Origin of the sequence: Brevundimonas sp., assembly GCF_035998205.1 — a bacterium.
Classification (GTDB): Bacteria; Pseudomonadota; Alphaproteobacteria; order Caulobacterales; family Caulobacteraceae; genus Brevundimonas.
On record NZ_DASYHT010000005.1, the window covers coordinates 309,475 to 326,642 of the forward strand.

Below are 17,168 nucleotides of genomic sequence, written 5' to 3' on the forward strand. Positions count from 1 at the left end.
TCCGCATCTGAAGGCCATGCCGAAGACCCCGCCCGCGCCCGACAGGACCGCCCGCACCCGCTGGCGCGAGGTCATCCTCGTCTGCCGCAAGTGCCAGAAGAAGCTGGACAAAAAGACCGACGGCGGGTTCGGCCCGGACGGCGACCAGACCCTGAGGAAGGCGCTGAAACGCTACCTCAAGCCGGAGTTCCGGGTCGGCAAGGGGCGCAAGGCCGAGATCGCAGTGATCGAGACCGGCTGTCTCGACATCTGCCCGAAGGGCGCGGTGGCGGCGGTCAATGCGGCCCGGCCCGAGGCGGTGCAGATCCTCGCGCCGGGGGTCGACCTGCTGACCCTGCGCCGGCGGCTGGGTCTGCCCGAGCGGCGGCCGCCGGCGGAGGGCGTCGACCTGACGGAGCGGCCGGTGGACGAGGCCGCCCCGAAGGCCTAACCGGGACAGGTGACGCTGCGCTCGCCCGCCTTTCTGCTGCTGTTCTCGGTCAGCCTGATCGCCGCCGCCGGCAATATGGCGCTGCAGGCGGTGCTGCCGCTGATCGGGCGCGCCTTCGCCCTGTCGGACACCCTGGTGTCGGCGGCCTTCGCCATCTCGGCCCTGCTGTGGACCCTGAGTTCGCCGACCTGGGCGCGGCTGTCGGACCGGCTGGGGCGCAAGCGGGTGATCCTGATCGGGCTCGGCGGCTTCGTCGCCTCCATGGCCGCCTTCGGTCTGGCGGCGACCAGCGGGCTGGAGGGCTGGCTGGCGGCGGGCGTGGCCTTCGTGCTGATGGCGGTGGCGCGGGCCATCTACGGCCTGTTCGGCTCGGCTGCGCCGATCGCCTCCCAGGCCTATGTCGCCGATCGCACCAGCCGGGCGGCGCGCACCCGGGCCCTGTCGGCCCTCGCCTCGGCCCAGGGGCTGGGCACGGTGCTGGGCCCGGCGCTGGCCCCGGTGTTCATCCTGCCCTTCGTCGGCCTGGCCGGGCCGCTCTACGCCTTCGCCGCCCTCGGCGCGATCGTGCTGGTGCTGGTGTGGCGCTTCCTCCCCTCGGGCGGGGTCGAGCGCCAGCCTTCGACCGGCGCGACGCACAAGGGCTTGTGGAAGGACCCGCGGCTGCGCGACTTCCTGCTGTACGGCCTGCTGCTGACCGGGGCCCAGGCGGTCAACATCGGCGTCATCGGCTTCCATGTCATCGACGAGCTGGCCGCCGAGGGGCTGGGGCTGGACGCGGCCCAGCCCTTCATCGGCCTGGCCCTGTTCGCCGGGGCGGCCATGACCCTGATGGTGCAGTGGGGGCTGATCCCCCTGCTGCGGCTGGAGCCGCGGGCCATGATGCGCTGGGGCGCCGGGCTGGCGCTGGTCGGCAACGGCGTCAGCGCCGTGGCGACCGACTACCACGGGGTCGTGGTCGGCTACGCCCTGCTGTCGATGGGCATGGGGTTCGCCCGGCCGGGCTTCACCGCCGGCGCCTCGCTGGCCACCCGGCCGGACGAGCAGGGCACGGTGGCGGGCCTGATCATGGCCCTGGCCGGGCTCAGCTTCCTGGCCCCGCCGGTGATCGGGGTGGCGCTGTACGAATGGACCGCCCCGGCCCCGTTCGGCCTCAACCTCGTGCTGATCGGGGCGGCCCTCGCCCTGTGTTTCCTCAGCGCGGCCCTGAAGGGCGGCGGCGGCGACCCGGGGCGGGCCACGCCCCAGCCGGCCTCGACGCCGGGGCCCGAAGGCGCGACCGTCCGCCCGCCTTCCCCGGGCCGGAAAGCCGTGTGAAAAGCGCGCCATGAGCACCCTCCTCAAAGTCGAGCACCGGGTCGGGGTGAAGGCCCCGGCCGAGCAGTTGTGGGAACGGCTGGCGGACTTCGCCGCCTGGTCGCACTGGAACGCCTATGAGGCCGAGGTCGAGGGCGCCCTGGGCTTCGGCGCCCCCCTGAGCCTGACCGAGCGTCTGCCCGGCCACCCGGAGCGGCGCGCCACCGTGCGGCTGGGCGACTGGACGCCCCATGCCCAGCTGATCTGGCACGAGCGGCGCGGCTGGCAGTTCCGCGCCACGCGCTATTTCGAGATCGAGGAGCTGGTCCCGGGCAGCTGCATCCTCGCCAACGGTCTGATCGTCGGCGGCCTGCGCGGCGAGTTCTGGTTCGACCGCCATCGCCGCGGCCTGCGCGAGGCCTATGCCGAGATCGGCGAGGGCCTGCGGCGGCTGGTCGAGGGGTGAGCCCCGCCGCGCCCGCATGGCGCCGTGCCGACCGCGCGCCTGGATGCCGGCCATGATCGACGACCTGTACAGCGCGCGCATCCTGGCTCTGGCCGCCAACATGCCGCGCAGCGGGCGGCTGGCCGCGCCGCACGGCACCGGCGAGGCGACCGCCCGCCTGTGCGGCTCGCGCGCCGTGGTCGACGTCGTGCTCGACGCCGACGGCCGCATCGCCGACTTCGCCCAGAGCGTGAAGGCCTGCGCCCTCGGCCAGGCCGCCGCCGGGGTGCTGGGCGAGGCGGTGGTCGGGGCCTCGGCGGCCGAGGTGGTCGCCGCCCGCGACGCCCTGTCGGCCATGCTCAAGGCCGGGGGCGAGGGGCCGGAGGGCCGCTTCGAGGGCCTGCGCGCCCTGCGCCAGGTGGCCGACTACCCCGCCCGCCACGCCTCGACCCTGGTCGCGCTGGAGGCCACGGTGAAGGCGCTGGCGGCGGCGGGGGTCTCTCCTCCCCTATAGCGCAGCGTATGGGGGAGGGGGCGAGGTCAGGCGCGGCGCTCTTTCCCTCGCCCCTCCACCGCGAAGCCTGTCCTCGGGCTCGCCTTCGGCGAGACCCGGGGGCGGTCCCCCTCCCCACTGCGTGGGGAGGAAAGCGCTTCTCCTCCCCATGGAATGGGGAGGTGGCTCGACGGCGAAGCCGGCGAGACGGAGGGGCCCCGCCGCGGTTGCTCCCGGAACCCGGGCGGGGGATAAGCCCGGCATGCCTTCCGGCGAGACCCTGTATGAACGCGGCGTGCGGCTGGCCCATCGCGGCTACAAGCTGACGCTCAGCCCGCTGATCGGGCAGTCGTGCCGCTTCCTGCCGACCTGTTCGGACTATGCGCGCGACGCGCTGATCGAACACGGACCGGTGGCGGGGGGATGGCTCGCCGTGCGTCGCCTGTGTAAGTGCCATCCCTTCGGGGGCTGGGGCTACGACCCCGTCCCGCCCCGCGCCGCCCTCCCGGCGGACCCCGCGCCAGACCGATCGAAGACCGACCATGATTGAACTGAAATTCCCCGACGGCGCCGTGCGCGAGTATCCGGCCGGCACCACCGCCCATCAGGTCGCGGCCTCGATCTCCCCGTCGCTGGCCAAGAAGGCCGTGCTGGCCGAGCTGAACGGCGAGCAGCGCGACCTGCACCGGACGCTGGAAAGCGGCGGGGCCTTCCGGCTGATCCTGCGTGACGATCCCGAAGCGCTCTACACCATCCGCCACGACACGGCGCACGTGCTTGCCGAGGCGGTGCAGACCCTGTTCCCGGGCACCCAGGTGACCATCGGCCCGGCCATCGAGGACGGCTTCTATTACGACTTCTACCGGGACGAGCCGTTCTCGACCGACGACTTCGCCGCCATTGAGAAGGAGATGGCGAAGATCATCGACCGCGACGCGAAGTTCGAGCGCGAGGTCTGGGACCGAGACGAGGCGATCGTCTTCTTCGAGGCGCGCGGCGAGAAGTTCAAGGCGGAGCTGATCCGCGACCTGCCGGCCGACGAGACCATCACCGTCTATCGCCAGGGCGACTGGCTGGACCTGTGCCGCGGGCCGCACTTCCCCTCGACGCGCCATGTCGGCAAGGCCTTCAAGCTGACCAAGCTGGCCGGCGCCTACTGGCGCGGGGATTCAAAGCGCGAGCAGCTGCAGCGCATCTACGGCACGGCCTGGGCCTCGAAGGAGGACCTCGACGCCTATCTGCAGCGGCTGGAGGAGGCGGAGAAGCGCGACCACCGCCGCCTTGGCCGGCAGATGGAGCTCTTCCACATGCAGGAAGAGGGCCGCGGCATGGTGTTCTGGCACCCCAAGGGCTGGGTGCTGTGGCAGGTCATCGAGGCCTATATGCGCCGCCGCCTGACCGCGGCCGGCTATGTCGAGGTCAAGACGCCCCAGGTGCTGGACCGCAAGTTCTGGGAGGCCTCGGGCCACTGGGACAAGTACCGGCCGAACATGTTCGTGTGCGAGACGGTCGAGGGCGAGACCCTCAGCCTCAAGCCGATGAACTGCCCGGGGCATGTGCAGATCTTCGACCAGGGCCAGCGCTCGTACCGCGAACTGCCGCTGCGCATGGCCGAGTTCGGCGCCTGCCACCGTTACGAGCCGTCGGGCTCGCTGCACGGGCTGATGCGGGTGCGCGGCTTCGTCCAGGACGACGCCCACATCTTCTGCCGCGAGGACCAGATCGTCGAGGAGACGGCGGCCTTCATCGAGCTGGCGCGCAGCGTCCACGCCGACCTCGGCATGCAGACCGCCTACATCAGCCTCGGCACCCGGCCGGAGCAGCGCGCCGGCACGGACGAATTCTGGGACAAGGCCGAGGCGCAGATGCTGGAGGCCGCCCGCGCCGCCGGCTCGGAGCCGGTGGTGACGCCGGGCGACGGGGCCTTCTACGCGCCGAAGCTGGACTTCATCGTCAAGGACGCCATCGGCCGCGAGTGGACCTGCGGCACCATCCAGCTCGACTATGTGCTGCCGGAGCGGCTGGGCGCGACCTACATCGGCGAGGACGGCCAGAAGCATCGCCCCGTCATGCTGCACCGGGCCATCCTCGGCAGCTTCGAGCGCTTCATCGGCATCATGATCGAGAACTACGCCGGGGCCTTTCCGCTGTGGCTCGCGCCGGTGCAGGCGGTGGTGGCGACCATCACCTCGGACGCCGACCCCTATGCCGAACAGGTGGCGGCGAAGCTGCGCGCCGCCGGCCTGCGGGTCGAGACCGACCTGCGCAACGAGAAGGTCGGCTACAAGGTGCGCGAGCACTCGGTCGGCAAGGTGCCGGTGATCGCCGTGGTCGGCCGCAAGGAGGCCGAGGAAGGCAAGGTCGCCCTGCGCCGTCTCGGCAGCCAGGAGCAGACAGTGGTGACGCTGGAGGAGGCCATCGCCCTGCTCACCGCGGAGGCGACGCCGCCGGATCTGAGATGAGGCTCACGGTCCCGGATATCGGCTATACTGCGTCCGGCGCTGCGCGGATCTGATCGTCATCCTTCCGGGTGGCGACAAGGACCATCAGCCGCGTGACATCAGGCGAGCCAAGGCGCTCGCGGAGCAGTTGGACTGACGATGCCCGTGGAAACGACGCCGTTCGATGCCGTCGACTTCCTCCGCGACGATGAGGACATCGCCGGCTACCTGGCCGAGATGCTGGAGGCGGATGATCTGTCCGTGACGGCCCTCGCGGTTGAGACGATCGAACGTGCGAAGTCCCTCCCAGCCGACCCCGCGCTCGATCTGGCCGCGCGGCTGTACCGCGCCGCCCATGCTGTCGGGCTGCGGCTGACCACGGCGCCCCGGGCGGCCTGAGGGCCTCGGGAGGACGATCGGGAACAGGCGGCCGGGGTGGCCGGTTGTGGGGGCTCAATCCCGCAAGGAGACCTCCCATGGCCGACAAGACGCTCGAGACCCTGTTCCACGACACCCTGAAGGACATCTACTACGCCGAGCGCAAGATCCTGAAGTCGCTGCCGAAGATGCAGCGGGCGGCGCAGGCGCCGGAGCTCAAGGCGGCGTTCGAGAAACACCGCGAGGAGACCGAGGGGCAGATCGAGCGCCTGCAGCAGGTGTTCGAGCTGATCGGCAAGCCGGCCCGCGGCAAGACCTGCGACGCGATCGAGGGCATCCTCGCCGAGGGCGAGGAGATCATGGACGAGTACAAGGGCAAGGCGGCGCTCGACGCCGGCCTGCTGGCCGCCGCCCAGGCGGTGGAGCACTACGAGATCACCCGCTACGGCACCCTGAAGCGCTGGGCCCAGGTGCTGGGGATGGACGAGGCGGTGCGCCTGCTGGACGAGACCCTGCAGCAGGAATCGCAGACCGACGAGGACCTGACCGCCCTCGCCGACGCGGCGGTCAATGAGGAGGCGCTGCGGCCGGCGGCCGAGTAAGCCCTCAGGGCCGGAACGGTCCCGCGCGGCCCAGCGCCGACGGGACCGGCTTGCCCAGCTTGTCGCCGATCCAGCGGCCGGCGGCGATCAGGGCGTCGAGGTCATGGCCGGTCTCGAAGCCGGCGCGGTGCAGCATGTGCACGAGGTCTTCGGTGGCGATGTTGCCGGTGGCGCCCGGCGCGAACGGACAGCCGCCGATGCCGCCGACCGAGGCGTCCAGCACGTCCACCCCGGCCTCGATCCCGGCGTAGGCGTTGGCCAAGCCGGTGTTGCGCGTGTCGTGGAAGTGCAGGCGCAGGACCGCCCGCGGGGCGGCGGCGCGCACGGCCTCCACGACCCGGGTCACGGCCCAGGGATCGCCGGCGCCGATGGTGTCGGCGAGGCCGATCTCGGTGACGCCCTGCGCGGCCAGCCGGCCGGCGATGTCGGCCACCTGCGCCGCGCTGACCTCGCCGTCGAAAGGGCAGCCCCAGCAGCACGACAGGGTGACCGAAAGGTCGGGTCCGCCCCCGGCGGCGCGGCGGGCCTCGAGCACCGCCTCGACCATGGTCCCCTGCGCGGCGCGGTCCATGCCCTGGTTCTTCAGGCCGAAGCCGTCAGTGGCGGCGATCGAGAGGTTGACCTCGTCGACCCCGGCGGCGACGGCGCGCTCATAGCCCTTGAGATTGAGCGCCAGGCCGATGCGCCGGCGGTCGGGCGCGGGCGGCAGGGCGGCCATGACCTCTTCCGCGCCGGCCATCTGCGGCACCAGACGGGGGTGGACGAAGCTGACCGCCTCGATGCGCCGGGCCCCGGCGGCCTCCAGCTTCTGCACGAACACCGCCCGGGTGGAGGGATCGAGCACCGCGGCCTCGTTCTGCAGGCCGTCGCGCGGACCGACCTCGACGATCGTGATGCGGCGGCTCATCGCGCGCCTCCCGCGGCCGGCCCCGGGATCGGGCGGGCGGCTTCGGGCGCGTAGAGCGTCAGCACCAGGTCGTCGCCCTTGGAGTAGTTGTGGCCGGTGACCACGGCCACGGCGCGGGGCGGCGGGGCGCGGCGGGCGGCGAGGGCGGCGGCGAAGGCGTCGGCGTCGGCGGCCTCGACAATGGCGGGGCGGCCGGCGATGAGGGCCTCGGCGGCGCCCTCGGCGTCGGTCAGGCGCGTCGGCGTGCCGGTCAGGAACACGAAGCTGGGCTCGTGGAAGGTGGTGATGGCCACCGGCGCGCCGACCCGGCCCTGACGCGGGTGCAGGCCGGCCTCCATCAGCGCCGCGTCGAGCCGGGGGGCGATGGCCAGCGGGCGCAGCTGGCGGATCTCGCCGGCCAGGGCGGCGTGGGCGAGGATGCCGAAGGCCATGGCCGCCAGCAGGCCGCTGGTCGAGGCGCCGTTGAGCAGCAGGAAGCCGCCGACCGCCGCCGCGGCGAGGGCGAAGGCCAGGGTCATGGTGGCCCAGGTCTGGGCCGTGGAGGTGCCGAACTCGGTCAGGCCGTAGACGGCCGCGGCCGAGATGACGAGGGCGGCGAACAGCATCAGCCCGGCCCCGAGCCGGCGCGACAGGGTCCCGATCGGCCGGGTCATGGCGGCGGCGGCCAGCAGGGCGATCGCGCCGAAGGTGGGCAGGGTGTAGTGCGGCAGCTTGGTCGGGGTCAGCTCGAAGATGATCCAGGTCGGGATCAGCCAGCACAGGGCGAAGCGCACGCCCGGCTCGGCGCGGCGGGCCCAGCCGGTGGACAGGGCCGCCGGCAGCAGCAGGGTAGCCGGGAACAGCAGCACCGGGGCCAGCAGCAGATAGTAGCCGGGGAAGCCGCCGTGGCTCTCGTCGACGCCGACGACCTTCTGGCCGAGGTCGCCGCCGACCGCGTCGCGCCAGAAGGCGCCGTCGCTGGCGATGGTGATGGCGATGGCCCAGGGGCCGACCATCAGGGCCAGCAGCGGCAGGCCCCAGCCCCAGCCGAGCCGCGTCAGCCAGCGGGCGTTGCGGTCCCACACGGTCAGCATGACGAGGGCCGAGATCACCACCATCGGGCCGATCGGGCCCTTGATCAGGATCGACAGGCCCAGCCCGAGCCAGAACAGCAGCTTGTGCAGGCGCGCCGGGGCCCGCCCCTCGCGGGCCGCCAGATAGAGCCGGGCCAGGGCGGCCATGGCCAGGGTCACCGAGCCGGCCAGCATGGCGTCGGTCTTGGCGATGCCGGCTTCGGTCGAGAGCAGGAAGGTGGCGCCGAGCATGGCCCCGGCGAGGAAGCCGGCGCGCTGGCCGAACAGGGCCCCGCCGGCCCAGGCGCAGGCGGCGGCGGCCAGCATGGCCCCGAGCAGCGACGGGATGCGATAGGCGCGGATGTCGCGCGCCTCGGCGTCGGACACGAGGGACACCGCGGCGGCCTGCAGCCAGTAGATGCCGACCGGCTTCTTGTAGCGCGGGTCGTCCTGGAAGCGGATGTCGACGAGGTCGCCGGTCTCCAGCATCTGGGCCGTGGCCTGGGCGTAGCGGCTCTCGTCGCGGTCCAGCGGCGGCAGCAGCATCAGACTGGGCAGGGCGGCGATGAGGGCGACGAGCGCCGCCAGCACGGGGCCGCGCCAGTCGGCGATCATGCGGTCGAAATCCGGTCGGATCATGCGGCTTCCTATCACGCGCCCGGCGCAGGCGTCATCGGTCTCGCGCGGACCGGGACCGGCGGCCCTCCCCCCGGGGCGGGAAAGCGGCTATGGGGCGCCATGAGCCAAGCCATGCCGCAGATCTCGGTGGTCGTCCCGGTGCACGACGAGGAAGGGGCCGCCGGGGACCTCGCGCGCGAGATCGCCGGGGCGCTGCAGGGGCGGGCGTTCGAGATGATTTTCGTCGACGACGCCAGCCGTGACGGCACCCGGGCCGAGCTGGCGGCGGCGCGGGCGGCCCTGCCGCAGCTGCGGGTGCTGGCCCACGGGGCCAACGCCGGCCAGAGCCGGGCGGTGCGCACCGGGGTGCTGGCGGCGCGCGGCGAAATCATCCTGACGCTGGACGGCGACGGGCAAAATCCGCCGGGTGACGGGCCGGCCCTGATCGATCTGCTGCTGGCCTCGCCGCCCGAGGTGGCGCTGGTCGGCGGCCGCCGGGCGAAGCGGCAGGACTCGCAGGCCAAGCTGTGGGCCTCGCGCTGGGCCAACCGCATCCGCAAGCGGCTGCTGGGCGACGACGCCGACGACACGGGCTGCGGGCTCAAGGCCTTCCGGCGCGAGGCCTATCTGCGCCTGCCCTACTTCGATCACATGCACCGCTACCTGCCGGCGCTGATGATCCGCGAGGGCTATCGCAACCTCTATCTCGACGTCAGCCACCGCCCGCGCGGCGTGGGGCGGTCGAAATACACCAACTGGAGCCGGCTGAAGGCTTCGGTCTCGGACCTGCTGGGCGTCATCTGGCTCAAGTCGCGGGCGCGCCGGCCGGGTCAGGTCGTCGAGCTCTGAGCGGTCCCGCCCCGCGATGGCGGGCCGCGGCGATCCGCGTTATGCAATAGTCGCCGGCGGGCCTGCGGGCCCCGTCCGCGCCGAGGAGAGAGCCCCATGCTGGTCGCCGTTCCCCTGCTGCTGATCCCCGTCGTCCTCTACAATGTCGTGGTCCTGTTCAGCCTCGGCGACGGGGCGCGGGTCGGCGCCGCCGACGCCATGCTGCGCGACCCGGTGTTCTCCATTCCCATGACGTCCGGCGCCAGCTGGGACGTCGGAACCGGCGACCTGATCCTGTTCGTGTCGCTGATCTGCCTGTTCTTCGAGCTGCTCAAGTCGACCTCGAGCCAGAAGGTGGCGATCGTCAATCACGCCCTGTCAATGGTGCTGTTCGTGGTCTGCCTGGTGCAGTTCCTGCTGCTGCGCGGCTTCGCCACCTCCACCTTCTTCCTGGTGACGGTGATGGTCATGCTGGACGTGCTGGCGGGCTTCATCGTCACCATCATCGCGGCGCGCCGCGATCTGGACCTCAGCCAGCCGCAGTAGGCCCTGCCTCCCAATAACCGTCACGCCCGGGCTTGTCCCGGGGGCCCACGCCTGGGTCATGCGCAGTCGTATCCGGCCTTCACGTGCCGCCAGAGACATCCACAGTTCGCGCCTCGCGGACCGATGGGCCCCCGGGACAAGCCCGGGGGTGACGACACTCGGGATGACGGCGTGCGGTCAGGTTGAGCGTCACACACCGCGACAGGAAGCCCCCCGGCGACGCGCGCCTTCAGGCCAGCAGGGCGAAGATCAGCGCCACCACGGTGACGTCGAAGGCGCGGGCGGCGAAGCTGGCGAAGGCGGCCATGGGACTCTCCGGAACAGGTTCCGGAATGCCTGCAAGGATGGCGCCAGCCGCGCCCCCGATCCTGCCGCGTCAGACCTCGGTCTTGCCGCGGGTCCCGGCCGGGGGGCGGCGGTCGGCGGGGCCGGCGTACTGGGCGTTGAGATAGGTCGAGCGGGCGGCGCCGAGCACCGGCGGGCCGCCGCGCAGCCCCTTGCGGGCGCCGGTCTGGCCCAGCAGCTGGGCGGCGACGGCCGGATCGGGACCCGGCGCCGGCCTCGGTGCGGGATGAGGCGGCGGGGGCGCGGCGACATCCGGCGCCGGGCCGGCCTCGGCCGCGACGGCCGGATCGACCGGCACGAGGGCGCGGCGGGCGGCGCGGCGGTCGCGCGCGCGGCGGTCAGCCTCACGCCGGTCGTCGACCGGCGGCGTCGGTCCGACGGGAGGCGTGGGACCGACGGGTCGGGTCACTGGCCGGTGTCCCGGCTCAGCCGGTCCAGACGATCGCGCATCTCGTCCATCTGGCGGCGCATCTCGGCGAGGGTCTCGTCGTCGCGCGGGGCGGCGGGCGCGGCCGCTTCGGCCGGACCGGCTTCACCGGCGGCGCGGGCGTAGCCGAAGGGGGTGAACATGCGCATCGCCTCCTGGAACATGGCGGCGTTGCGCTTGGCCGCCTCCTCCAGCAGGGCCCCGCCGGGGGCGGCGGCGAAGGCGCGGGTCATCTGCGACTGGAACTGCTCCTGCTGACGAGAGAAGGCGTCCAGCGACATCTCCAGGTAGCTGGGCAGCACGCCCTGCATCTTGCCGCCGTAGAAGCCGATCAGCTGGCGCAGGAACTGCACCGGCAGCAGGGCCTCGCCGCGCGTCTCCTCCTCGAAGATGATCTGCGTCAGCACCTGGCGGGTCAGCTCCTCGTTCGACTTGGCGTCGAACACCTGGAACTCGATCCCCTCGCGCACCATGCGGGCCAGATCATCGAGGGTGACATAGGCCGAGGTGGCCGTGTTGTAGAGCCGCCGGTTGGCGTACTTCTTGATGATCACCGTGTCGCCGCCGCGGCTGCGGGGGGTGTCGGAAGAGCTGTCGGCCACGCGGGAACCTCGATCCATGGGGGCGTCTGCGTTCTTATCCCGCACTGCGAGAGGTTTCACCAGTCTGTCATGCGCGCCGCGCGCCACGGTCGCGGGACCTCAGCCGGCGAGGCCGGGCGCCAGCACCACCCCGATCAGCACGGCGGCCCAGTGGGTCGAGGCCCCGGCGACGACGAAGCCGTGCCAGATGGCCCGGCGGAACGGCGCCTTCTCGCTGATGAAGATGAACACCCCGGCGGTGTAGATCAGGCCGCCGGCGACCAGCAGGCCCAGCGCCACCGGGTGGACCGTCTCCAGCATCGGCTGCAGGGCCAGCACGGCGATCCAGCCGAACAGGACGTAGACGGCGCTCCAGAAGCGGTCGTTGAGGCGCGGGGCGAACAGCTTGGCCAGCACCCCGGCGAGGGCCATGGCCCAGACCAGCAGGGTGAAGCCGGTCGACCAGGCGCCCTCGAAGCGCTGGGTGGTGAAGGGGGTGTAGCTGCCGGCGATCATCAGGAAAATGGCGGCCTCGTCGAGGCGGCGCAGCACCGGCCGGGCGGCGCAGGGGTGGGTCAGGTTGTAGACGGTGGAGGCGGTCAGCATGGCCACCAGACACAGGGCGTAGACGGCCGTGGCCAGGGCCATGCCGGCCCCGCCGTAGAGGGCCGACAGCACCGCCAGGACGATGCCGCCGATCCCCGCCAGGACGAGGCCGGCGACGTGGACCCAAAGGTCCGCCAGCCGCTCGGCCCGGGTGCGGTAGTGCTCCGCCATGTCGAGGGCGTCGGGCGTCACCACCCGGCGGAACAGCTTCATCACCATCATGCGCATGACCCTTCCAATGAGGGGGCGTCCCGATCGTTCCCGCCATCCTGCCGCGACGGGATGACCATGGGCTGAATCTTCGGGCTGCGGGTGACGAAAGGCGGTCGTTGCGGCTAAAGGGCAACAGTCCATCTCGCAGGAGCGAAAGCCATGGCCCATCCCGACGTCGTCATCGTTTCGGCCGCGCGCACCCCGGTCGGGTCCTTCCTCGGCGCCCTGTCGAGCCTCAGCGGGGCCCAGCTGGGGACCGTGGCCATCCGCGCCGCGCTGGAGCGCGCCGGGGTGGCGGGCGAGGAGGTCGACGAGGTCATCCTCGGCCAGGTGCTGCAGGCGGCGGCCGGTCAGGGGCCGGCGCGTCAGGCCGCGATGGGCGCGGGCGTGCCGAAGGAAACCCCGGCCTGGAGCCTGAACCAGATCTGCGGCTCGGGCCTGCGCGCCGTGGCGCTGGGCTACCAGCAGGTGGCGCTGGGCGACGCCCGCATCGTCGTCGCCGGCGGCCAGGAGAGCATGAGCCAGGCGCCCCACGCCCAGACCCTGCGCACCGGCCAGAAGATGGGCGCTGTGGAGCTGGTCGACACCATGATCCGCGACGGCCTGTGGGACGCCTTCCACGGCTATCACATGGGGCAGACGGCCGAGAACATCGCCGCCCGCTGGGAGATCGACCGGGCCGCCCAGGACCGCTTCGCCGTGACCAGCCAGAACCGCGCCGAGGCGGCGCAGAAGGCCGGGCGCTTCGCCGCCGAGATCACGCCGGTGACGATCGCCTCGAAGAAGGGCGACGTGATCGTCGACCAGGACGAGTACATCCGCCACGGGGCCACGATCGAGGCCATGGAGAAGCTGCGCCCGGCCTTCATCAAGGACGGCACGGTGACCGCCGCCAACGCCTCGGGGCTGAACGACGGGGCCGCGGCCCTGGTGCTGATGACCGCCGAGGAGGCGGCGCGGCGCGGGCTGGAGCCGCTGGCGCGGATCGCCTCCTGGGCCACCGCGGGCGTCGATCCGGCGGTGATGGGCACCGGCCCGATCCCGGCCTCGCAGAAGGCGCTGGCGAAGGCCGGCTGGTCGGTCGGCGACCTGGATCGGGTGGAGTCCAACGAGGCCTTCGCCGCCCAGGCCCTGTGCGTGGTGAAGGAACTCGGCCTCGACCCCGACAAGGTCAACGTCAACGGCGGCGCCATCGCCATCGGTCACCCGATCGGGGCCTCCGGCGCGCGCATCCTGACGACGCTGCTGCACGAGCTGAAGCGCTCCGGCGGCCGCAAGGGGCTGGCCACCCTGTGCATCGGCGGCGGCATGGGCGTGGCGCTGTGCGTGGAGCGCGGCTGAGGCCGGCCACGGACTGTTACCGCTTGTAAACCCTGCGGGCCGGTGCTGGTATCCGCGCTCGCCAGGGGTGGCGGGGTGCGTTCGTGTGCAGAGGGGTCAGAGCCCCCGCCGGTCGCGCGCAGGACAGTCTAAAGGGCAGGCATGAATATCGTCATTATACTGGGGTTGATTATCACCCTCGTCACGGGCTTGCCCGTGCTTCTGCAGATCCTCAAGAACCATCCGAGAGGTCTGATCATCCTGTTCTTCGCCGAGATGTGGGAGCGCTTCTCCTACTACGGCATGAGGGGCATCCTGATCTTCTACCTGACGCAGCACTTCCTGTTCGATGACGCGATGGCGTCCTCGACCTATGGCTCCTACACTTCGCTCGTCTACCTGTTGCCGCTGGTGGGCGGCATCCTCGCCGACCGCTACATCGGCACGCGCAAGGCCATCGCCTTCGGCGCGCTGCTGCTCGTCGCGGGGCATGGCCTCATGGCCTATGAGGGCCGACCGGCGACCGAAACCCTGACCTACGCCGGGGCGACCTATGAGGTCGTCAGCGAAGGCCGCGGGGCCGACCGCGAGGTCGGGCTGATGGTCGACGGGCAGCGCTACGCCTTCGGCCCGGCCGAGGGCGGCGGTCTGGCGCTCGAGGGGCTGCCGGCCACGGCGTCCCTCCCCGCCGTGCTGCCAACCGGCGAGTACACGATGACCGCCACCCGCGACATGAGCGGCGTCAACGTCTTCTATCTGGCGCTGTCGCTGATCATCATGGGGGTCGGCTTCCTGAAGCCGAACATCTCGACCATCGTCGGCCAGCTTTACCCGCAGGGCGATCCGCGCCGGGATTCCGGCTTCACCCTCTACTATTACGGCATCAACCTCGGCGCCTTCTGGGCGGCGGTGCTCTGCGGCTACCTGGGCCAGACCGTGGGCTGGTGGGCCGGCTTCGGCCTCGCCGGCGTGGGCATGGCGCTGGGCTTCGTGGTGTTCGTGCTCGGCAAGCCGCTGCTGCAGGGCAATGGCGAGCCGCCCAATCCCGAGCTGCTCAAGCGGCCGCTGGTCGGTCCGGTCAACCGCGAGGGGCTGATCTATGTCCTCGCCGTGCTCGGCGTCGCCATCGTGTGGTTCATGGTCCAGCGCAACGCCCTCGTGGGGACGGTTCTGGGCATCTCGACCCTGCTGTCGCTCGCCGCGATCGCCTGGATCATCGCCTTCGTCTGCAAGACCTGGGTGCAGCGCCAGCGGATGATGCTGGCCGTCGTGCTGATCTTCGGGGCCGTGGTCTTCTTCACCCTGTTCGAGCAGGCCGGCACCTCGCTGAACCTGTTCGCCGACCGCAACGTGGACCTGACCCTGACGCCGGTGGCCACCCAGTTCCTCGGCATCACCATCGGCACCCCGGCCCAGCTCGAGGCGGCCGGGATCACCCCGACCGGCTTCTGGATCGACGCCACCATCACCGCCGCCCAGGTGCAGTCGTTCAACGCCGGCTTCATCCTGATCTTCGCGCCGATCTTCGCCGCGATGTGGGCCTGGCTGGCGTCGCGCAACCTCGACCCGAACCCGACCATGAAGTTCGGTCTGGGGCTGGTGCAGGTCGGCCTCGGCTTCCTCGTGATCGTCTGGGCTGCCGGCTCGGGCATGGTCGACAGCGCCTTCCAGATGCCGCTGATCTTCCTCGCCCTGCTCTACATGCTGCACACCACAGGTGAGCTGTTCCTGTCGCCGGTCGGGCTGTCCGAGATCACCAAGCTGTCGCTGGCCTCGGTGGTCAGCTTCATGATGGCCGTGTGGTTCCTCGCCAGCTCGATCGCCCAGTATGTCGGCGGCTACATCGCCGGCCTGATGGGCACGGAGACCGTCGGCGGCCAGGTGCTGGACCCCGCCGGTGCGCTGCAGACCTCGCTGGCGGGCTTCGACTCGCTCGGCAAGTGGGGCGTCGGCATCGGCGTGGCCTTCATCCTGATCAGCTTCCTGATCAAGGGCTGGTCGCACACCGGCGACAATGGCGAGGCGGCGCCGTCGAAGACCTGACCCCGCGCCAGCGGGCCTGAGGCCTGACGAGGGCGGCGTCTCCGAAAGGGGGCGCCGCCCTTTTCGTATCCGGGCCGGCTCAGTTCGGGCGGGCGCGGGCGGCCGGGGTGTCGAGGCTGAAGGCCGGGATGGCGGCCTCGAAGGGGGCGCCGTCGCCATCGACGAAGGTATAGCTCCCGACCATCATGCCCGTCGGCGTCGGCAGGGGGCAGCCGGAGGCGTAGCTGTGGCGCGCGCCGGGCTCCAGCACCGGCTGCTCGCCGATCACGCCGGGGCCGCGCACCTCCTCGACCCGGCCGTGGCCGTCGGTGATGATCCAGTGGCGGGCCATCAGCTGCACCGTGTCGGGGCGGCGGTTCTCGATCTCCACCTGGTAGGCCCAGACCCAGCGCCCCGCGGCCGGGTCCGACTGGCCGGCGAGGAAGGCCGGGCGCACGCGCACGACGACGCCAAGGGTCTCGGCCTCATAGGGCGGGTCGTCGTGCATGCGAATCTCCTTGCCCGCCCGCTTTGACGAGGCGCTTGCCGCGTGGCAAGCGGGACCGCCGTCCTGCTTGTGATCGGATCCCATGACGACACTCCCCGGCATCCTCCCCCGCCAGGCCATCCAGGCCCTGCTCGACGCGGGCGCCATCCGGTCCGAGACGCCGTTCGACATCGACCAGGTGCAGCCGGCCAGCCTCGACCTGCGGCTGTCGGACACGGCCTGGCGGGTGCGCGCCTCCTTCCTGCCCGGGGCCCGGACGGTGGAGACGCGGATCGCCGACGTGGCGATGCACAAACTCGACCTGACCGGCGGGGCGGTGCTGGAGAAGGGCTGCGTCTACATCGTCAGGCTGCAGGAGCGGCTGACCCTGCCGAAGGGCCTGCTGGCGCGGGCCAATCCGAAGAGCTCGACCGGTCGGGTCGACGTCTTCGTGCGCCTGCTGACCGACGCCGGGGCGGCCTTCGACGACGTGGCCGAGGGCTATGACGGGCCGCTGTATCTGGAGGTGGCGCCGCAGACCTTCTCGATCCTGGTGCGGCCGGGCACGCGGCTGAACCAGCTGCGGCTCAAGACCGGCGAGCCGCAGAAGCTGGAGACCCGCAGCGTCGGCGTCGACCTGGCCGGCGGGCCGGGGGCCATCGTCGGCTATCGCGGCCGCCGCCACGCCGGGGTGGTCGACATGGACCATATCGAGGGCCACGACCCGCGCCTGTTCTGGGAGCCGCTGTACGCCCCGGAGGGCGAGCTGCTGCTGGACCCCGGCGAGTTCTACATCCTGGCCTCGCGCGAGGCGGTGGAGATCCCCGTCGACCAGGCGGCGGAAATGACGCCGATCGATCCGTCGGTGGGCGAGTTCCGGGTTCACTACGCCGGCTTCTTCGACCCCGGCTTCGGCGTCGACGAGGCGCACGGGGCCGGCTCGAAGGGGGTGCTGGAGGTGCGCACCCACGACACGCCCTTCCTGCTGGAGCACGGCCAGACGGTGGCCCGGCTGGTCTATGAGCCGCTGACGGCGCGGCCGGACCGGCTCTATGGCGAGGGCGGCAGCCACTACCAGCGCCAGGGCCTGAAGCTGTCCAAGCACTTCCGCGACTGGAACGGCTGAGGACGGTT

The 17,168-nt window shown here is 71.8% G+C and carries 19 protein-coding genes; 13 read left to right on the top strand and 6 right to left on the bottom strand.

The window, feature by feature from the left end; genetic code table 11:
• Positions 1–16: 16 nt before the first annotated feature.
• The 8 genes from VGN74_RS08790 (at position 17) to VGN74_RS08825 (ending at position 6,082) form a co-directional block, all read left to right on the top strand.
• Positions 17–430, top strand: a complete 414-nt coding sequence (locus VGN74_RS08790) for a hypothetical protein (RefSeq protein ID WP_327447215.1) — start codon at positions 17–19, stop codon at positions 428–430.
• Positions 431–439: 9 nt separating this feature from the next.
• On the top strand, positions 440–1,744 hold the full coding sequence (locus VGN74_RS08795) for an MFS transporter (protein ID WP_327447217.1): 1,305 nt from the start codon (positions 440–442) through the stop codon (positions 1,742–1,744).
• A 10-nt stretch (positions 1,745–1,754) separates the two neighbouring features.
• Positions 1,755–2,189 (top strand): SRPBCC domain-containing protein, encoded by a 435-nt coding sequence (locus tag VGN74_RS08800; RefSeq protein ID WP_327447219.1) that lies wholly within the window; start codon positions 1,755–1,757, stop codon positions 2,187–2,189.
• Between the two features lie 52 nt (positions 2,190–2,241).
• Entirely contained in the window at positions 2,242–2,682 is a 441-nt protein-coding gene (locus VGN74_RS08805) for an iron-sulfur cluster assembly scaffold protein (protein WP_327447222.1), read from the top strand.
• Between the two features lie 241 nt (positions 2,683–2,923).
• Positions 2,924–3,211, top strand: coding sequence for a membrane protein insertion efficiency factor YidD (yidD, locus tag VGN74_RS08810; RefSeq protein WP_327447224.1), 288 nt, complete (start codon positions 2,924–2,926; stop codon positions 3,209–3,211).
• Positions 3,204–5,123 carry a threonine--tRNA ligase gene (thrS, locus tag VGN74_RS08815; protein WP_327447226.1) on the top strand — a complete coding sequence of 640 codons (1,920 nt, stop codon included), beginning with the start codon at positions 3,204–3,206 and terminating at the stop codon, positions 5,121–5,123. Before yidD ends, thrS begins: the two co-directional genes overlap by 8 nt.
• A gap of 138 nt (positions 5,124–5,261) precedes the next feature.
• Positions 5,262–5,501, top strand: a complete 240-nt coding sequence (locus tag VGN74_RS08820) for a hypothetical protein (protein WP_327447228.1) — start codon at positions 5,262–5,264, stop codon at positions 5,499–5,501.
• 77 nt (positions 5,502–5,578) lie between these two features.
• Complete coding sequence (locus tag VGN74_RS08825) at positions 5,579–6,082, top strand: ferritin-like domain-containing protein (protein WP_327447230.1); 504 nt, start codon at positions 5,579–5,581, stop codon at positions 6,080–6,082.
• A gap of 4 nt (positions 6,083–6,086) precedes the next feature.
• Here VGN74_RS08825 and VGN74_RS08830 read toward each other — a convergent pair whose 3' ends face one another.
• Together VGN74_RS08830 and VGN74_RS08835 are read right to left on the bottom strand one after the other, a co-directional pair.
• A complete protein-coding gene (locus VGN74_RS08830) occupies positions 6,087–6,989 on the bottom strand; it encodes a hydroxymethylglutaryl-CoA lyase (protein ID WP_327447232.1) in 903 nt (300 codons plus the stop codon).
• Positions 6,986–8,680 carry a glycosyltransferase family 39 protein gene (locus VGN74_RS08835; RefSeq protein WP_327447234.1) on the bottom strand — a complete coding sequence of 565 codons (1,695 nt, stop codon included), beginning with the start codon at positions 8,678–8,680 and terminating at the stop codon, positions 6,986–6,988. The genes VGN74_RS08830 and VGN74_RS08835 overlap by 4 nt, the downstream gene beginning before the upstream one ends.
• A gap of 99 nt (positions 8,681–8,779) precedes the next feature.
• Here VGN74_RS08835 and VGN74_RS08840 point away from each other — a divergent pair, with 99 nt between their 5' ends.
• Positions 8,780–9,508 carry a glycosyltransferase family 2 protein gene (locus VGN74_RS08840; RefSeq protein ID WP_327447236.1) on the top strand — a complete coding sequence of 243 codons (729 nt, stop codon included), beginning with the start codon at positions 8,780–8,782 and terminating at the stop codon, positions 9,506–9,508.
• A 96-nt stretch (positions 9,509–9,604) separates the two neighbouring features.
• Positions 9,605–10,033, top strand: coding sequence for a hypothetical protein (locus tag VGN74_RS08845; protein ID WP_327447238.1), 429 nt, complete (start codon positions 9,605–9,607; stop codon positions 10,031–10,033).
• A 376-nt stretch (positions 10,034–10,409) separates the two neighbouring features.
• Here the strand turns inward: VGN74_RS08845 and VGN74_RS08850 are convergent, their stop codons facing one another.
• From VGN74_RS08850 to trhA, 3 genes are all read right to left on the bottom strand, one after another.
• Complete coding sequence (locus VGN74_RS08850) at positions 10,410–10,787, bottom strand: hypothetical protein (protein WP_327447240.1); 378 nt, start codon at positions 10,785–10,787, stop codon at positions 10,410–10,412.
• Positions 10,784–11,425, bottom strand: a complete 642-nt coding sequence (gene phaR, locus VGN74_RS08855; protein WP_327447242.1) for a polyhydroxyalkanoate synthesis repressor PhaR — start codon at positions 11,423–11,425, stop codon at positions 10,784–10,786. Before phaR ends, VGN74_RS08850 begins: the two co-directional genes overlap by 4 nt.
• Before the next feature lie 81 nt (positions 11,426–11,506).
• Positions 11,507–12,211: a PAQR family membrane homeostasis protein TrhA gene (gene trhA / locus VGN74_RS08860; protein WP_327447716.1), complete on the bottom strand. Its 705-nt coding sequence runs from the start codon at positions 12,209–12,211 to the stop codon at positions 11,507–11,509.
• 153 nt (positions 12,212–12,364) lie between these two features.
• Here trhA and VGN74_RS08865 point away from each other — a divergent pair, with 153 nt between their 5' ends.
• Entirely contained in the window at positions 12,365–13,546 is a 1,182-nt protein-coding gene (locus VGN74_RS08865) for an acetyl-CoA C-acetyltransferase (protein WP_327447244.1), read from the top strand.
• Between the two features lie 141 nt (positions 13,547–13,687).
• Positions 13,688–15,568, top strand: a complete 1,881-nt coding sequence (locus VGN74_RS08870) for an oligopeptide:H+ symporter (RefSeq protein WP_327447246.1) — start codon at positions 13,688–13,690, stop codon at positions 15,566–15,568.
• A gap of 79 nt (positions 15,569–15,647) precedes the next feature.
• On the opposite strand, the gene apaG is transcribed toward VGN74_RS08870, so the two are convergent.
• Complete coding sequence (gene apaG, locus VGN74_RS08875; RefSeq protein WP_327447248.1) at positions 15,648–16,055, bottom strand: Co2+/Mg2+ efflux protein ApaG; 408 nt, start codon at positions 16,053–16,055, stop codon at positions 15,648–15,650.
• An 82-nt stretch (positions 16,056–16,137) separates the two neighbouring features.
• On the opposite strand from apaG, the gene VGN74_RS08880 reads away from it, so the two are divergent.
• Positions 16,138–17,160 carry a 2'-deoxycytidine 5'-triphosphate deaminase gene (locus VGN74_RS08880; protein ID WP_327447250.1) on the top strand — a complete coding sequence of 341 codons (1,023 nt, stop codon included), beginning with the start codon at positions 16,138–16,140 and terminating at the stop codon, positions 17,158–17,160.
• The last annotated feature ends 8 nt before the right edge of the window (positions 17,161–17,168 follow it).

Coding starts and splice junctions, on each gene's coding strand:
- thrS (WP_327447226.1), top strand. CDS start 3,204: ATGATTGAACTGAAATTCCCCGACGGCGCCGTGCGCGAGTATCCGGCC.
- VGN74_RS08820 (WP_327447228.1), top strand. CDS start 5,262: ATGCCCGTGGAAACGACGCCGTTCGATGCCGTCGACTTCCTCCGCGAC.
- trhA (WP_327447716.1), bottom strand. CDS start 12,211: ATGGTGATGAAGCTGTTCCGCCGGGTGGTGACGCCCGACGCCCTCGAC.
- VGN74_RS08870 (WP_327447246.1), top strand. CDS start 13,688: ATGAATATCGTCATTATACTGGGGTTGATTATCACCCTCGTCACGGGC.
- phaR (WP_327447242.1), bottom strand. CDS start 11,425: ATGGATCGAGGTTCCCGCGTGGCCGACAGCTCTTCCGACACCCCCCGC.
- VGN74_RS08865 (WP_327447244.1), top strand. CDS start 12,365: ATGGCCCATCCCGACGTCGTCATCGTTTCGGCCGCGCGCACCCCGGTC.
- VGN74_RS08800 (WP_327447219.1), top strand. CDS start 1,755: ATGAGCACCCTCCTCAAAGTCGAGCACCGGGTCGGGGTGAAGGCCCCG.
- VGN74_RS08845 (WP_327447238.1), top strand. CDS start 9,605: ATGCTGGTCGCCGTTCCCCTGCTGCTGATCCCCGTCGTCCTCTACAAT.
- VGN74_RS08835 (WP_327447234.1), bottom strand. CDS start 8,680: ATGATCCGACCGGATTTCGACCGCATGATCGCCGACTGGCGCGGCCCC.
- VGN74_RS08840 (WP_327447236.1), top strand. CDS start 8,780: ATGAGCCAAGCCATGCCGCAGATCTCGGTGGTCGTCCCGGTGCACGAC.
- VGN74_RS08805 (WP_327447222.1), top strand. CDS start 2,242: ATGATCGACGACCTGTACAGCGCGCGCATCCTGGCTCTGGCCGCCAAC.
- apaG (WP_327447248.1), bottom strand. CDS start 16,055: ATGCACGACGACCCGCCCTATGAGGCCGAGACCCTTGGCGTCGTCGTG.
- yidD (WP_327447224.1), top strand. CDS start 2,924: ATGCCTTCCGGCGAGACCCTGTATGAACGCGGCGTGCGGCTGGCCCAT.
- VGN74_RS08830 (WP_327447232.1), bottom strand. CDS start 6,989: ATGAGCCGCCGCATCACGATCGTCGAGGTCGGTCCGCGCGACGGCCTG.
- VGN74_RS08880 (WP_327447250.1), top strand. CDS start 16,138: ATGACGACACTCCCCGGCATCCTCCCCCGCCAGGCCATCCAGGCCCTG.
- VGN74_RS08790 (WP_327447215.1), top strand. CDS start 17: ATGCCGAAGACCCCGCCCGCGCCCGACAGGACCGCCCGCACCCGCTGG.
- VGN74_RS08825 (WP_327447230.1), top strand. CDS start 5,579: ATGGCCGACAAGACGCTCGAGACCCTGTTCCACGACACCCTGAAGGAC.